At 65.4% G+C, this 15847-nt stretch carries 14 protein-coding genes; 3 read left to right on the top strand and 11 right to left on the bottom strand.

Annotated elements, in window-relative coordinates:
- Positions 1-3: 3 nt before the first annotated feature.
- Positions 4-672, bottom strand: a complete 669-nt coding sequence (gene cysC, locus ASE39_RS16040) for an adenylyl-sulfate kinase (RefSeq protein WP_082615468.1) — start codon at positions 670-672, stop codon at positions 4-6.
- A gap of 40 nt (positions 673-712) precedes the next feature.
- The gene (locus tag ASE39_RS16035; protein WP_010458661.1) at positions 713-1267 is read right to left on the bottom strand and encodes an acyl-homoserine-lactone synthase; all 555 of its coding nucleotides are present in this window, start codon (positions 1265-1267) and stop codon (positions 713-715) included.
- Positions 1268-1487: 220 nt separating this feature from the next.
- Here ASE39_RS16035 and ASE39_RS16030 point away from each other — a divergent pair, with 220 nt between their 5' ends.
- Both ASE39_RS16030 and ASE39_RS16025 read left to right on the top strand, forming a co-directional pair.
- On the top strand, positions 1488-2201 hold the full coding sequence (locus ASE39_RS16030; RefSeq protein ID WP_057224049.1) for an autoinducer binding domain-containing protein: 714 nt from the start codon (positions 1488-1490) through the stop codon (positions 2199-2201).
- 103 nt (positions 2202-2304) lie between these two features.
- Positions 2305-2703: a DUF4902 domain-containing protein gene (locus ASE39_RS16025; RefSeq protein ID WP_139019156.1), complete on the top strand. Its 399-nt coding sequence runs from the start codon at positions 2305-2307 to the stop codon at positions 2701-2703.
- Between the two features lie 112 nt (positions 2704-2815).
- Here the strand turns inward: ASE39_RS16025 and ASE39_RS16020 are convergent, their stop codons facing one another.
- Both ASE39_RS16020 and ASE39_RS16015 read right to left on the bottom strand, forming a co-directional pair.
- Positions 2816-3499 (bottom strand): RluA family pseudouridine synthase, encoded by a 684-nt coding sequence (locus ASE39_RS16020; protein ID WP_057271784.1) that lies wholly within the window; start codon positions 3497-3499, stop codon positions 2816-2818.
- Positions 3500-3548: 49 nt separating this feature from the next.
- Complete coding sequence (locus tag ASE39_RS16015) at positions 3549-5765, bottom strand: ATP-binding protein (protein ID WP_057271783.1); 2217 nt, start codon at positions 5763-5765, stop codon at positions 3549-3551.
- 323 nt (positions 5766-6088) lie between these two features.
- Here ASE39_RS16015 and ASE39_RS16010 point away from each other — a divergent pair, with 323 nt between their 5' ends.
- Entirely contained in the window at positions 6089-6748 is a 660-nt protein-coding gene (locus ASE39_RS16010; protein ID WP_010458668.1) for an NAD(P)H-dependent oxidoreductase, read from the top strand.
- Between the two features lie 112 nt (positions 6749-6860).
- Here ASE39_RS16010 and ASE39_RS16005 read toward each other — a convergent pair whose 3' ends face one another.
- From ASE39_RS16005 to gcvT, 7 genes are all read right to left on the bottom strand, one after another.
- Positions 6861-8213, bottom strand: coding sequence for an MFS transporter (locus ASE39_RS16005; protein WP_057224057.1), 1353 nt, complete (start codon positions 8211-8213; stop codon positions 6861-6863).
- Positions 8203-9483, bottom strand: a complete 1281-nt coding sequence (locus ASE39_RS16000; protein ID WP_057271782.1) for an acyltransferase family protein — start codon at positions 9481-9483, stop codon at positions 8203-8205. Before ASE39_RS16000 ends, ASE39_RS16005 begins: the two co-directional genes overlap by 11 nt.
- A 60-nt stretch (positions 9484-9543) precedes the next feature.
- The gene (locus ASE39_RS15995; RefSeq protein WP_057271862.1) at positions 9544-10596 is read right to left on the bottom strand and encodes a MerR family transcriptional regulator; all 1053 of its coding nucleotides are present in this window, start codon (positions 10594-10596) and stop codon (positions 9544-9546) included.
- 150 nt (positions 10597-10746) lie between these two features.
- A complete protein-coding gene (locus tag ASE39_RS15990) occupies positions 10747-11100 on the bottom strand; it encodes an FKBP-type peptidyl-prolyl cis-trans isomerase (RefSeq protein WP_085940313.1) in 354 nt (117 codons plus the stop codon).
- Between the two features lie 194 nt (positions 11101-11294).
- Positions 11295-14183 (bottom strand): aminomethyl-transferring glycine dehydrogenase, encoded by a 2889-nt coding sequence (gcvP, locus tag ASE39_RS15985; RefSeq protein ID WP_057271781.1) that lies wholly within the window; start codon positions 14181-14183, stop codon positions 11295-11297.
- Between the two features lie 30 nt (positions 14184-14213).
- Positions 14214-14588 (bottom strand): glycine cleavage system protein GcvH, encoded by a 375-nt coding sequence (gcvH, locus tag ASE39_RS15980; protein ID WP_010458679.1) that lies wholly within the window; start codon positions 14586-14588, stop codon positions 14214-14216.
- Positions 14589-14675: 87 nt separating this feature from the next.
- Complete coding sequence (gene gcvT, locus ASE39_RS15975; protein WP_057271780.1) at positions 14676-15815, bottom strand: glycine cleavage system aminomethyltransferase GcvT; 1140 nt, start codon at positions 15813-15815, stop codon at positions 14676-14678.
- Between the last annotated feature and the right edge of the window lie 32 nt (positions 15816-15847).

Raw genomic sequence — 15847 nt, 5'->3', positions numbered from 1 at the left:
GCATTAGCGGGTGTACCCGCGCTGGCGCAGGAGCGCGAGCACCTGCGCGCAGGCGTCGGCCAGGCTCAGGTGGGCGGTGTCGATGCTGAAATCGGGCGATTCAGGCGCCTCGTAGGGGGCGGAAACCCCTGTGAACTGCGGAATGCGCCCCGCGCGCGCCATGGTGTACAGGCCTTTGGGATCGCGGCCCTCGCACACGTCCAGCGGGGTGCTCACATGCACCTCCAGAAAACGGTGCTCGCCGATGAGCGCACGGGCCATGGCGCGGTCGCTGCACTGGGGCGAGATAAGGGCGGTGAAGACCATCAGCCCGGCGTCGTTCATGAGGGCGGCGACTTCGGCCACGCGCCGGATGTTTTCCGAGCGTTCGGCCGCGCTGAAGCCCAGGTCCCGGTTGAGCCGGTGCCGAAGGTTGTCTCCGTCCAGCACGAAACTGGCAAACCCGAGGGTGTGCAGCTGCTCTTCCAGCGCGTAGGCCAGGGTGGACTTGCCCGCACCGCTCAAGCCCGTGAGCCATACCGTGACGGGGCGCTGCTGCAGCAGCTGCTCGCGCAGGGGGGCGGTGACCCGGCCCATGTGCGGGATCACTACCCGCAGGCCGTGGGGCGTCAGGCCTTTCGCTGCAGCGGCAGGGTCCTTGACCGAGGGTTGGAGTGAGGCGGGAAGCGGCATGGTCAGTCCAGGGGGCGGTTGGGGCGTGCGGCAAGCGCGTTCACTGGCACCGGATGGCGCACGCAAAAAGCGGATGGCCCTGGACCACGGTCGGTGGCCCCAAGCGGTAGGATTCAAAACCCGTGCGGCGCAGCAGGCGTTCCACCCCCAGCGGTGAGACGGTGACCATGCGCTGGGCACCGCGCGCCATGGCGCAGCGGCTGGCCGCCTGCAGCAGGCCGGTGGTAAGGGGCGAGGAGAACTGGTCAAGCGCGGAGCCCGTAGGCCCCGAAAGGTCCATCGAGGCAAAGCGGGACAGTTCCCACACCTCGGGTGCGTTCGGTGCCGGGGCGCCGTTGAGCAGTTGCGGGAACACCTCGGCCAGCAGGTAGGGGCGGGTGGTGGGCAGCAGCCGGGCGGTGCCGATGACCTCGCCGTCTTCGTTTTGTGCGATGACGTAGACGGTGTCGTCCCGGTCAAACTGGTCCAGCTCCAGGGCATCGCGGCAGTGAAGTTGCCAGCCCAGTTTTTCCACAAAAACACGGTGCCGGTACCGGGCCATGCGGGTCATCAATGGTGGGTGCAGTTCAGCAGAGCAGCCGGAGGTGATGCGCATTGGAGGTGCCCTCGTGAGTTTCGTCGATTAGAAAATCACGGAAAGATATTTGTAACTACCAACTCTGGTAGGTGTTTCCGTCGGCCTTTCTGGTCAAAATCAACTCGCCAAAGGGCTTCAATGCCGCCAGAATGTGAAAAAAACGTAACGGCGGTTGATGGCGCGTAATTCGCGTGCGGATGGTCAGTCTCTGTGGGGTGGTGCTCGGTGTTGGAGTCCTATGACAAGCTGGCAAGAAGATCTTTTGGGGGTGATGGACCGCGCGCAGTCAGAGCAAGAGGTTTTTTGCAAAATCGAGCTCGCTGCGCACGCTCTGGGGTTTGAGTACTGCGCCTATGGCCTGCGGGTACCCATGCCCTTGTCCAACCCAAAGACCATTTTGTTGAACAACTACCCCTTGGCCTGGCAGGAACGGTATGCGCAACAGGGCTATGTGCAGATCGATCCGACGGTGCTCCACGGATGCCGCAAGCAGACCCCGCTGGTCTGGTCGGACGATGTGTTTGCATCGGCCCAGAATTTCTGGGAAGACGCACGATCGTTCGGATTGCGTTTTGGTTGGGCGCAATCGTGCATTGACGGCGGCGGGGTGCGCGGCATGCTGACGCTGGCGCGTCCGTCCGAGGCCCTGACACCCGAAGAGATCGCCCACAGTGAGATGAAGATGCGCTGGCTGGCGCACATTGCGCACCTGATCCTTTCGCGCATCTTTACGACCCGCCAGGCCGAACTGATGCAGCCGCATCTGACGGCCAGAGAAATCGAGGTGCTCAAATGGACCGCCGACGGCAAGACCTCTGCCGACATCTCCTCGCTGCTGGATGTGTCGGAAAACACCGTGAACTTCCATGTCAAGAATGCCGTGACCAAGCTGCAAACCACCAACAAGACGGCCGCCACCGTGCGTGCCGCCATGCTGGGGTTGCTGGGCTGATGTCGCGGCCTGCTGGCGCTGCAACCCCTTGCGCCAAGCCGGGTTGCGTCGGTGCAGGGATGGAAGCAACAGGGGCGACCCGTGGGGGGCGGGTGTGAACACCATGCGGGTTTCGCCGGATGGCCTGCTGCGCCTGTCGATTGACGAATTGCTGTCCCTGCCCATCCATCACCTGATGTCGGCGGTGGATGTGGACCTGGTGGTGCCCCGAAGGGCAGTGTGCGGGTGCGAAACCACCATCAGCGGCTACACCGAGTGGGTGAGTGCTTCCCGCCCGGCGGTGTCCATCGGCTGGGACTGGCATATCCGCCTCTGGACCGCGCAGCGGCCCTTCGCCTGGGCGCGGCTGGGCCAGCCTCGCAGCAACGTCATGCTGGTGTACTCCACAGGCAACGACACGGGGTGGCAGAAGAACCTCGAGCTGCTGTCCACGGTGGTGGACGCCTTGCCCTGGCAGGAGCAGTTGAGCCAATCGGTAACGGCCCTGCTGCCAAGCCACTGAACAAGGCCTTGGCGCTTTGCGGAATGGAAGCGTGAACACACGGAGTGCGAGTTTGCTATTGAATGTATAGCAATAGATGGCTTCTATCTAGCGCTAGGCCGCAGAAAGCACTTCAAAAATCAGCTGCCAGCTCCCACCGCATGGCCTGGCCGGTAGCTGTGTGGGTCAGGGCCAGTTCTCCGGCATGCAGCAGCAGGCGCGGGGCCTGTGCCTGGGTGGCTGCATCGGCATACAGCGCGTCTCCCAGGATCGGGTGGCCCAGGGCGGCCAGGTGCACGCGAAGTTGGTGCGTGCGGCCGGTGACGGGTTCCAGCTCGACACGGGTGGTTCCGGCCGCAGTGTTGTGCGCCAGGGCGCGCCAGCGGGTATGGCTGGGCTTGCCTTGCAGCGCATCGATGATCCGCAGGGGGCGTCGCTCCCAATCGGCGGCGATGGGCAGGTGGATGTCAGCCCAGGTGCCGGGTGGTTCGGCCACCAGGCCTTGCACGACGGCGAGGTAACGCTTGTGGACCTGCCGCTGCTCGAACGCCAGGCTCAGGCGACGTTGTGCGTCGGCATGCCGGGCCATCAGCACAAGACCCGAAGTGGCCTGATCCAGCCGGTGAACGATGAGTGCGCCTGGCCAGTGCAACTGGGCGCGGGCACTCAGGCAGTCCTGCTTGTCGGGGCCGCGCCCCGGCACGCACAGCAGGCCCGAAGGTTTGTTGAGCACCAGCAGGTCAGCGTCCTCATACAGTGCCATTGGGGCCGGGTGTCTTGCAGTGCCTGCCGTGCCTTCGGCCACTGTGGGGGTCATGGGCACCCTCGAATCCACGGACGCCCTTGGGGCCGCCACCGTATCGGCTTCAGCCCGGGGCATGGTTGTCGCCACCCACCAGGCGTTGCACGGTGGCGCAAAGCTCTTCCACGTCGTTGGGTTTGTGGATCAGTGCCTGTGCGCCTTCAGCCAGCGCGGCTTGCTCGATTTCGGCCGTGACATAGCCCGAGGCCAGGGCCACGGGCAGATCGGGGCGGATCAGGCGGGCCTCGCGCACCAGGTCCACTCCACAGAAGCCGGGCATGTTGTAGTCGGTCACCAGCAGGTCAAAGGCCTGTGGGGCAGCACGCAGCGCGGCCGTGGCCTCGTGCGGATCGGTGTAGCCGCTGACCTCATAGCCCCGGCGGCGCAGGAGGCGCTGCACCAGAAACACCAGGGCCTGGTCATCGTCCACGTACATCACATGGTGCTTCTTGCGCGGCGCGCTGCCGGGGGCATCGGCGGCGGCAGGCGTCGAGGGTGCGGCGGATGCCGGTGCGGCCTGCAAGGCTTGGGGGGGCTGCGCATCCAGGATGCTCTGCGTGGCGATGTGGGCGACCGGAAAGTACAACGTGAACCGGCTGCCCTGGCCGGGTGCACTTTGCACGTCAACGCCGCCTTCGTGCGTGCGCATCACGCCGTGCACGACCGCGAGGCCGAGGCCCGTGCCTTGGCCCACGGGCTTGGTGGTGAAGAAGGGCTCGAAGATGCGTTCCAGCGTGGCAGCGTCCATGCCCGGACCACTGTCGCGCACCGTCAGGGCGACGTAGTCCACGGGTGCGAGGCCCAGCCGTTCGCTCAGGCGCTGGTCGGGCTGCACGGCGGTGGCTTCCACATGGATGCTGCCGCGCTCGGAGCCAATGGCATGGACAGCATTGGTGCACAGGTTGAGCAGGGCCTGCTCGACCTGCGTGGCGTCGGCCAGCACGGGAGGCAGGCCGGCCTGCAGCTGCATGTGCAGTTCGATGGCCGGGGGCAGGGTGACGCGCAGCAGGCGTTCGGTGTCGTGCACTACCTCGGCCAGCGATACGGCCGAGCGCTGCGGTGGCTCGTTGCGGCTGAAGGTGAGGATCTGGCGCACCAGGTCGCGCGCGCGCCGCCCAGCCTTGTCGATCTCCATCAGGCTTTCCAGCACAGGTGAGCCCGATGCACAGTCGGCCTTGGCCAGCTCGACGTTGCCCAGGATGGCGCCCAGGATGTTGTTGAAGTCGTGCGCAATGCCGCCCGCCATGGTGCCCACAGCCTGCATCTTGTGCGACTCGCGCAGCTGGGCTTCCAGCTCGCTTCGGTGCGCCTCGGCCTTCTTGCGGCCGGTCAGGTCCCGAGCGAACACGGTGGTGGTTTCACCCTCGGAATGGCGCTCGAACGACACGCTCACCTCCACGGCCAGTTCCTTGCCGCTGGCGGTCAGCGCCGTCATCTCGCCCAGCAGGGCCTGGGTGGTGAGCTGCGCAAACGCCAGCCCCTGCGCCGCGTCGGGCAAAAAACGGTCGAGCGTGCTGCCCAGCGCGTCGCTGGCGCTGCACTGGAACAGCGCTGCCGCTGTGGGGTTGAACACGGTGATGCGCTGGTGCTGGTCCACGCAAATGATGGCGTCCAGCGCGGAGTTGATGATGGCTTCCAGCCGCTTCTCGCTGGCGCGGATCTGCTCGTTGCGCTGCTGCAGGGTAATGGCACTGTGCTGCAACGCCTGGCGCTCGGCCAGCAGCGGGCCCTGGTCGATCACTGCACACAGAAACTGCGGCAGCGGGGGGCCATTGCTTTGCGGGGCCTCGATGTGCGCAATGTGCAGGTCGCCCGTGATGGGTGTGTCTGCATTGATGGAAAAAACGACCTCCTTGACCTCGCTGCGGCCCAGATCCTGCGCCAGTGCGAAGGCCTCGCGCACGCGCCGGGCGTCCTGCGGGCGCACAAAGGGCATCAGTGCCGTGAGCGGGCGGTCGCGTTCGGTGGGCTGGAAAGATCGGTGGGCCATCGAATTGGCCTGCACCACCATGTCGTGCTCGTCCACCACCATGAGGGCCAGCGGGACGCTGGCAAACAGGGTTTCGAAGCGCTCGTAGGCGCTTTCGGCCACGGTCTGGCTGTAGCGCAGGACCTTGTTCTGGCTCTCCAGCTCTGCCTGGTAGGCGCGCAACTCGGCCACGAGGCCTTCGGCCGGGGTGCCAGGGGCACGGGCATGCGGGGTGGCACTACCGGGTGGGTGCTCTGCGGGGGCGGGCCGCCGCCCCTCAGGGTCCAGAAACGACAGGTCGGGTTCACTCATGGGAAAGGCGCGGCCAGGGGTTTTGGCGCGGGGAAAGTGCGCGCGCCGCGCAATGCTGTGGGCCAGAAAGCATGGCCACGAGTGTACGCCTGCAGTCTTTGCCTATGCGGTCTGGCGGGTGCCTGCCTGTGCAAGGCAACGGAGCAGAACCCGCGTGGTGCCGCGTGCTGGTGGCTCCCGGCCCCCATTCAAGGCGCGATTGTTGATCGATTGCGAACAATCCTTTTCTGTGGCGGGGCTTATCGATGGGGAAACGGTTCTCTACAGTTCCACCATCGCCCATTTGCCGATCAACCTTTTAGCCATCTTCAGGAATTCTTGCCATGAACCCCATCGACACCCCCCTTGCCCAACCGCTGCTGAACAAGCTGCAATGGCGGTACGCCGCCAAGAAGATGAACCCCGCCAAGGTGGTTCCACAGGACAAGGTAGAGCGTATTCTCGAAGCCGCACGCCTGGCCCCCACCTCCAGCGGCCTGCAGCCGTTCGAGATCATCGTGGTGACGGACCCCGCTGTGCGCGCCAAGATCCAGCCCATCGCCTGGAACCAGGCGCAGATCACCGACGGCTCGCACCTGCTGGTGTTCGCCGCATGGGACAACTACACGGCCGACCGCATCAACATGATGTTCGACCTGACCAATGACCAACGCGGTTTCAAGAACGAAGGCTGGGAAAACTATCGCCAGATGCTGCTCGGGAGCTACCCCCAGCGCGATGCCGAGGTGAATTTCCAGCATGCCGCCCGCCAAGCCTACATTGGCATGAGCGCCGCACTGATCGCCGCTGCGTTTGAAGAGGTGGACTCCACCCCCATGGAAGGTTTTGACCCCAACGCACTGGACGAAATCCTGGACCTGCGCTCCCGTGGCCTGCGCAGCGTGTCGATCCTGCCGCTGGGCTACCGTGCCGATGAAGGCGACTGGCTGGTCAATCTGAAGAAGGTGCGCCGCCCTCGCGAGCAGTTCATCACCGAGGTCTGAGACCTTTCTTTGCCTGCCTGCCGCCGTAGTGCCTGATAGCAGGCACTACGGCGGGTCTTGCCGGTATCTGAAGCCCGGCCGCGCGTTCAACGTGCGGCCGGGCTTTGGCGTTTCAGCGCACGGCTTTCGGTGCGTCGTTCACACGGCGCATGGGTGTCAGCACAAAGGCCAGCGCTGCCAGCACCACCAGCGTGCCGCCACTGGCTGCAAACAACTGAGGGAGTGTGACGCTCTTCATCACCCAGCCCGTCACCGCTGCAGAGATGGGAGCCAGGCCCATGAAGATGAACATGAACAGGCTCATTGCCCGGCCAATCAGGGCCGGCGGCACACGTTGCTGGATCCAGGTGAACACGCTTACCTGCATGAAGCCGCCGAGCAGGCCGATGACCAGCATCAGTGCTGCGCCCTGCCACACTGCCGTGATCAGCCCCAGGGGCATGAACAGCGCGCCGATGATGGCGTCGAACGCCAGGATGGTCATGCCCAGGCTGCCAATGCGCAGCCGCGGCACCATGCCCGACACCACCATGCCCAGCAGCGTGCCCGCGCCATGGGCGCCCACCATGATGCCGAAAGCGGCCGCGCCCAGCTGGGGCGTGCTGCTGGCCAGCACCGGGATGGCGATGTGGATGGGGCCCATGATGAACAGGGCAATGGCACTCCAGTAGAGAAAGCAGGTGCGCAGTTCGCCATCGCGCCAGAAGTGAACCAGGCCCTGCGCCACCGATGCCAGCACCGCCTGGGGTGCTGCTGCAGGGGCTGGGTTGGCTGCGTGGGTCTGCACCTTCGACAGCGTCCAGGCCGACACGGCGAAGCTCAGGGCATCGAGCGCAAAAGCGATGCCGATGCCGGTGGCATTGGCGTGGGCCGGTGCATCGGCGGCTCCTGTGGCCGCGTCGCCCGCACCAAACAGTGCAATGAGCAACCCCGCCAGCAGGGGCCCGAGGAACATGGTCAGCTGCCGCAGGCCCAGGCTGATGCCGTTGGCGGCCTGCAATTGCGAGCGTGCCACCACGTGGGGCATCATGGCCGTGCCTGCGGGGATGCTGAAGGCCGTGGCCAGGCCAATACCCAGCGACAGCGCGTACACCATCCACAGTGTCAGGGTGCCTGCAAGCACCAGCCCAGCCAGCACGGCCAGCAGCACCAGGTTGATGTATTTGGTGACCATCAGTACCTGTTTCGGCGAGTGGCGGTCCACCAGCGCTCCCCCCACCAGGATGAACAGCGCACGGGGAATGCTGATGAGGGCCAGCACGGTGCCCAGCACCAGGGTGTCGCCTGTCATCTGCAGCACCAGCCAGGGCAGTGCAATCAGCGTGAACTGGTCCCCCAGCATGGACAGGAAGGCGCCGACCGTCATCCAGCGAAAGTTGGGGTCCTTGAACAGCGCGGCGCGCGGGTCCTGGGGAGGGCTCGTTGGGGGGCGGGGCGAAGGGTGAGGGGGCGTTTCAGGTCGCATGAACAGGGTCTCCAAAAGATTTGCGGGTGTGCCGACGCCCGTTGAGCCACTGGCTCACGGCGGTGAATCGCACGCACAGGTGGTAGCTGGCCAGGCACAGGGCCGTGGTGGCCAGCACGTTGAGGGCCATCTTGGTCAGGACGGGGATCGGCACGCCGTACAGCAGAGCGCCAAAACCAATCGTCAGCGGCAGGTGCACGAGGTACACCCAGTACGAGCTGTCGGCCAGGTAGGCCAACCAGGCGCGAGGCTGGCCGACGTGGCGCAGAAAGAGTCCCATCAGCGCAAAGCTCCACAACCAGGACGCGGCGTTGTAAGCCAGTGCCATCCAGAACTGCAGATGCCGGGTGGCAGAAACGGGTTCGGCGAGGATCTCGGTGAAGGCACCGGTGAGCAGTACCAGCGCGAAGGCCGAAGCCTCAGGCTGGGCCAGCACTTCCGACAAGAATGCAGTGATCAGGAAACACGCGAGCCCCAGGCCCGCCAGTACCGGCCAGTGCCTTTCGTAGCGCGCCATCAGGTCCTTGCGCTGTGCATGCAGGCACAGCCCGAATCCGTAGAACAGCCCGTTGTGGAGCCATTCCGCCAGCGGCGGCAAAAAGGACCCGCTGGGCGTGACGATGCCGTGGTCATAGTGGGCGCCGATCCAGGCCAGCGGCAATGTCAGCGCCACCACGCCAAGCGACGAACCGCCCAGCCAGGCCGTGGTGCGCCCCAGGGCTTTCTGCACGCCGCTGGGCAGCGCATTTGCCGCCGCCCACACCACGGGCGTGAACACAGCCAACCACAGCAGCATCCACAGGAACCACAGGTGCATGGTGGCGGGGCCTTGGGGCACGTTAGGGCCCTGAGGCAGCAGGCTGCGGTCCACGCCCCAGGTGCCATAGGCCATGCGGTGCAGGAACATCAGGCCCAGCAGGGCGCTGACCACAAACAGAGGCGGCCAGAACACCACGAAGGGCAGGCCCAGGCGGCGCAGCCGGTTGTGGACCATGCCCGCCAGTCCGCGGCGCTGCACCAGCGCCGACACAAAAAATCCGGCCAGGATAAAAAACAGGGGCATGCGGAACGCGTGGATCACGGCGACCAGCAAGTCGGCCACCGACGTGGACTGCTCGTCGTGCCAGGGCAGGGGGGACGGCCGGCTCATGTAGATGACCGAGACGTGCAGCACGATGCCCAGCCACATCATGGTGGCGCGCAAATTGTCCAGGGCATGCAGCCGTCGGCCCGGGGCTGCGGGTTCTGGGGGGCGGGTCGATCCATTCATAGGGACCGACTGTGAGCCCTCACGTTGCGTGAGGGTCAAGCGCTTTTCAGCACTTTTTCGTCAATGTGTGGGCGACAACGTTGTTTTGGCGGATGTCGGTTTTGTCACTGGCGCAGCATGGGCGAGCGCCGCGTGCAGATAGGCGCGCACGGGCGCGCTCAGGGGGGACCCTGCCTGCAGCAGAGGTTCGTTGGCAGAGGCCACGACCAGTTTTTGGCGCAGAGGGGGGTTGCCGCGGGTCAACTGGTCGAACAGCGCGTTCCAACGCAGTGCAGCGGCCCGCGCGTTGGGGTGGTGGGGTGGCACGGCGCGGCCCAGAAGCTGCTGGACGTCCTCTTCCAGCGCCGCCCATTGGGTGTAGGGCACATGGCCCAGCGCCCGCAGGTCGTCGCGGGTCAGGTACTTTTCGAGCAGTGCCATGCGCAGCTTGATGGCCGTTTCAATGAACTCGATCATGTCGCCCGGCGGGGCGTGGTTGCGCCCTTGGGTCGTGGGCTCGGTGCGGAACATGTGGCCCCAGCGCTCCAGCAGATCGAGGTCGCCATTCATCCAGTGCAGCATGAGCGCCATCCAGCGGTAGGCCAGCGCCTGCACCTCGGGCGTGTCGGGTGCCAATTGGCGGTCCATGGCGCTGCGCACCAGGTCCTTGACGACCAGCCAGTCGGCCTCGATGAGGTTCCAGTTCTGAAAGATGTGCTTGAGTTCGGCCGAGCTGAAGTACTTGCCGTAGGTCGTCATCAGCGCCAGAGCCTCCAGCCAGTTGCCCATGTCGGGATCGGCACCGGCCATCAGGCCGTCGCGCAGCATGGTCAGGCGCCCGCGCAGTTCCGTGGCCTGCGTGATCTGCTGGTCCAGCGAGCGGATTTGTTGCCCGATGATGCGCTCGGGGGCCATGCCTTCGCCCGCCAGCAGTGCGCCGATATCGCTGAGCGCAAGGCCCATCTGGCGCATGGTCTGGATGCCGTGCAGCCGCTGCACGTCGGCTTGGCTGTACAGGCGATAGCCCGCCTCGGACCGGCCCGAAGGCTTGAGCAGACCGATCTCGTCATAGTGGTGCAGCGTGCGCACCGTGAGGCCGGTACGCCGCGCAAGATCACCGACCTTCAGCAGCACGAGCGACTCCACGACGCATCTTGCGCTCCCACTGAACGATGCAACTGGCGCTCCTCAGGCCAGGGCAGCCGGGCAAGGGCTGCCCCGCAGTGAGGGCTGCGTCCCCCCTGGGGGGAAGGCGCCGCAGGCGACTCAGGGGGAGATTTCATTTCAGCGACCGACTGAAATCAGCTCGATCTCGAAGTTCAGCGTGGCATTGGGTGGAATCACGCCGCCCGCACCCCGGGCGCCGTAAGCGATGGAGGGGGGGCAGGTCAGCTTGGCCTTACCGCCCGGCTTCATGCGCTGCACGCCTTCGGTCCAGCAGGGGATCACGCCGTTGAGCGGGAACGCGGTGGGTTCACCGCGCTTGTAGGAACTGTCGAATTCCTTGCCGTCCAGAAACATGCCTTTGTAGTGCACCTTGACGGTGTCGGTGGCCTTGGGCGAATCGCCCGTGCCTTCCTTGATCGATTCATAGACCAGGCCGCTGGCCGTGGTCACGGGCTTGGCTTGTTGTGCCATGGCGACGGGGGCGATCACAAGGCTGGCAAGCAGCACGCACAGGATGTTGCGCAAAGGGTTCTCCTTGGAGGATGGGATTTCAAACAGGCGCGATCTTAGTCCGGTTCCAGGCCACGCCGGTAACAGGCTTGCCGTGAAAAAGCCTGCACGCAGCCGGGGCTCCATGCAGGCTTTGCAGGCCGAGCCGATGCGGGTCAGGCGTAGTCGCTCACCGGGATGCAGCTGCAGCTCAAATTGCGGTCACCCCACACGTTGTCCACGCGGCCCACGGGCGACCAGTACTTGTTGCTGCGCAAGGCGGCCACGGGGTAGGCAGCGGCTTCGCGGGCGTAGGGGCGGGCCCATTCGTTGCCCAGCAGGCTCTCGGCTGTATGCGGCGCATTCTTGAGCGGGTTGTTGTCCTGCGGCCAGGCGCCCGCCTCGATCTGACGGATCTCTTCGCGGATGGCGATCATCGCGTCGATGAAGCGGTCGATCTCGAACAGCGTCTCGCTTTCGGTGGGTTCCACCATCAGCGTGTTGGGCACGGGGAAGCTCAGCGTGGGCGCGTGGAAGCCATAGTCGATCAGGCGCTTGGCCACGTCCTCGGCCATCACGCCGCTGGTGTCCTTCAACTGGCGCAGATCCAGGATGCATTCGTGCGCCACATGGCCATTGGCGCTCGCGTACAGCGTGGGGTAGTGGTCCTTGAGGCGCGCGCTGATGTAGTTGGCCGAGAGGATGGCCGTCTCGGTCGCGGCCTGCAGGCCCTCGGCACCCATCATGCGGCAGTACATCCAGCTGATGGGCAGCACGGCGGCATTGCCCAGAGGCGCGGCCGAGACGGCGCCCACGCCGCCGGGCACTCCGGCCGTGGCATGGCCTGGCAGGTAGGGCACCAGATCGGCCACCACGCACACGGGGCCCACGCCGGGACCGCCACCGCCGTGGGGGATGCAGAAGGTCTTGTGCAGGTTCAGGTGGCTCACGTCGCCGCCGAACTCCCCGGGGGCTGCCACGCCCACCAGGGCGTTCATGTTGGCACCGTCCACGTACACCCGGCCACCATGCTGGTGCACCAGGGCGCACAGCTCCTTGACTTGGGTTTCGAACACGCCGTGTGTGCTGGGGTAGGTGATCATCACGGCGGCCAGGTTGGCGCTGTGCTGTTCGCATTTGGCTTGCAGGTCGGCCATGTCCACATTGCCGTTGGCGTCGCAGGCGGTCACCACCACCTGCATGCCCACCATTTGCGCGCTGGCCGGGTTGGTACCGTGTGCGCTGCTGGGGATCAGGCAGATGTTGCGGTGGCCGTGGCCCTGGGCCTCGTGGTAGGCCTTGATGGCCAGCAGGCCTGCGTATTCACCCTGGCTGCCGGCGTTGGGTTGCAGGCTGATGCCGGCGTAGCCCGTGGCCTGGCACAGCCAGGCGCGCAGCTGTTCGTCCAGTTCCTGGTAGCCCTGTAGCTGGTGGGCGGGAGCAAACGGGTGCACGTTGGCAAATTCGGGCCAGGTGATGGGGATCATCTCGCTCGTGGCGTTGAGCTTCATGGTGCAGCTGCCCAGCGGAATCATGCTGCGGTCCAGCGCCAGGTCCTTGTCGGACAGCTGGCGGATGTAGCGCAGCATGCCGGTCTCGGAATGGTGGGTGTTGAACACCGGGTGCGTAAGGTAGCTGCTGGTGCGGCGCAGCTCGGCGGGAATCAATGGCTCCACGCCTTTTTCGAATGCGTCAAAAGTGGGCAGCGCCTGGCCATCTTTGGCGAAAACCTTCCACAGCAACTCGATGTCGGCGCGCGTGGTGGTCTCGTCCAACGAGATGCACAGGTAGTTTTCGAAGTAAATTCGCAGGTTGGCGCCCATCTGTACTGCGCGAGCAGCTATGGATTTGGTAGCGACATCGGTTTTGAGCGACAACGTGTCGAAGCAAGCCTGGGGGCGCACCGGCGCGCCCAGCTGGGTGAGCCCCTTGGCCAGGATGGCGGTGTAGCTGGCCACACGCTGTGCAATGCGCTTGAGGCCTTGGGGTCCGTGGTAGACGGCATACATGCTGGCAATTACGGCGGGCAGCACCTGCGCAGTGCAGATGTTGGACGTGGCCTTTTCGCGGCGGATGTGCTGTTCGCGCGTCTGCAGGGCCAGGCGGTAGGCGGGCTTGCCATGCACATCCACGCTCACGCCCACCAGGCGGCCGGGCAGGCTGCGCTTGAACTCGTCGCGGCAGGCCATGTAGGCTGCGTGCGGACCACCGGCGCCCATGGGCATGCCAAATCGCTGGGTGGTGCCCACCACAATGTCGGCGCCCCACTCGCCGGGTGCGGTGATCAACGTGAGGGCCAGCAGGTCGGCCGCTGCGATGAAGGCGGCCTGTTTGGCGTGGGCCTTCTCCACATCGGCGCGCAGGTCGTCAATGCGGCCGCTGGTGGCGGGGTACTGGGCCAGCACGGCGAAATACTCGCCATTCAGCGCGGCATCCCATTCGGCGGCGGAATTGGCCAGCACCACGTCGATGCCCAGGGGCTTGGCGCGGGTCTGGATCACTTCGATGGTTTGCGGGTGGGCGTCGCCGGCCACCACAAACACATTGCTTTTGCTCTTGACCGAGCGCTTGGCCAGTGTCATGGCCTCGGCGGCGGCGGTGGCCTCGTCCAGCATCGATGCATTGGCAATCGGCATGCCGGTCAGGTCGCACACCATGGTCTGGAAATTGACCAGCGCCTCCATGCGGCCTTGCGAGATCTCGGCCTGGTAGGGCGTGTAGGCCGTGTACCAGGCGGGGTTCTCCAGGATGTTGCGCAGGATGACGCCCGGAGTGTGGGTGCCGTAGTAGCCCTGGCCGATGAAGCTCTTCAAGACCTGGTTCTTCGATGCAATCGCCTTGAGCTCGGCCAGCGCCGCCGCTTCCGTGATCGGCAGGGGCAGGTCCATCGCGGTGCTGCGTGCGATGGAGCGCGGCACGATGCTTTCGATGAGTGCGCGGCGCGAGGCCTCGCCAATCACCGACAGCATGTGTGCTTCGTCGGCCGCGTCGATGCCGATGTGGCGGGGCAGGAATTCGGTGGCGTTTTCAAGCTCGCCAAGCGGCAAGGCGGATTGCATCAACATGGTGGGGCAGTCTCGAAGAGGGAATCAGGGTCAGGCGTTCTTGGCGAAGTCGGCGTAGGTGGCTTCATCCAGCAGCGCATCGAGCTGGCTGGCATCACTGAGCTTGACCTTGAAGAACCAGCCGGCATTGAGAGGGTCGGAGTTGGCCAGCGAAGGGTCGGCACGCAGGGCTTCGTTCACTTCGGTGATTTCGCCAGAGACGGGCATGTACACGTCGGCGGCGGCCTTCACGGACTCCACCACGCCGGCGACGTCGCCCTGGGCAAAGGTCTTGCCCACTTCGGGCAGGTCCACAAATACCACATCGCCCAGCGCGTCTTGCGCGTGGACGGTGATGCCGACCACAGCTGCATTGGCGTCAGCGGCGTTGATCCATTCGTGGTCTTTGGAGAATTTGACGGTCATGGGGAGGCTCCTCAAGCAACTAGAAAAATGAAAGGAATCTGCAATGTAGCGGGCGCAGGCGCGGTCTGTGCGCTGCGCCCGGCGAAATCAGCCACGGAAATAGTTGGCAGGCACGAAGGGCATGGCACGCACTTCCATCGGCACAGCCTTGCCACGCACGATGGCGTTCACGCGCGTGCCCATGGCCGCGAAGGCGGGCGCGACGTAGCCCATGGCCACGGGTTCGTTCACCGTGGGGCCCAGCAGGCCGCTGGTCACTTCGCCGATCTTCTGGCCATCGGTGCTTTGCAATTCGGTGTGTTCGCGCACAGGCACACGCTCCAGCGCCACCAGGCCCACACGTTTGCGCTGCAGGCTGGCGGGGTTGTCGATCTGCGCCAGCACCTTGTCGGCGCCGGGAAATCCGCCGGCGCGGGCGCCACCCGGGCGGCGCACCTTCTGGATGGCCCAGTTCAGTGCCGCTTCGGGCGGCGTGGTGGTGGTGTCAATGTCGTTGCCGTACAGGCACAGGCCCGCTTCGAGCCGCAGCGAGTTGCGTGCACCCAGGCCGATGGGTTTGACCTCGGGCTGCGCGAGCAGGGCGCGGGCCAGGGTGTCGGCTTGTGCGGCAGGCACCGAGATCTCGAAGCCGTCCTCGCCCGTATAGCCGCTGCGGGTGACAAAACAGTCGCAACCTGCAATGGCGAAATCGCCGCCCGTCATGAAAATCAGCTTTTCCACTCCGGGCGCCAGGCGGGCGAGGGCCGTGACGGCCTGCGGGCCCTGCAGCGCCAGCAGCGCATGGTCGGGCATGGGGATCACGTTGCAGCGCTGGCCAATGCGCGCCTGAATGTGGGCAATGTCACCCACCTTGCAGGCGCCGTTCACGATGACGAAGAGCTCGTGGTTGCCCTTGTTGAAGAACATCAGGTCGTCGATGACGGTGCCCTCGTCGGTGAGCAGCAGGCCGTAACGCTGTTTGCCCACGGGCAGGTCGATCACGTCCACAGGCATCAGAGTTTCAAACGCCGCAGCAGCATCGGGGCCGACGAGCTTGAGCTGGCCCATGTGCGAGACGTCGAACAATCCTGCCGCGCTGCGCGTGTGCTGGTGCTCAGCCATCAGGCCCGCAGGGTATTGCACGGGCATGGAATAGCCGGCAAACGGCACCATGCGGGCGCCCAGCTCGATGTGCAGGGCGTTCAGGGGCGTGGTGAGCAGGGGCGAGGACGTGGCAGGGGATGACATGGCGGACTCCGGGCAAATAGGGGCCGCGACCA

It is taken from the genome of Acidovorax sp. Root267, from assembly GCF_001429215.1.
In the GTDB taxonomy this organism is placed as follows: domain Bacteria; phylum Pseudomonadota; class Gammaproteobacteria; order Burkholderiales; family Burkholderiaceae_C; genus Acidovorax; species Acidovorax radicis.
Note: the sequence above shows the minus strand (reverse complement) of the source record. Positions and strands in the feature narration are given on the sequence as shown.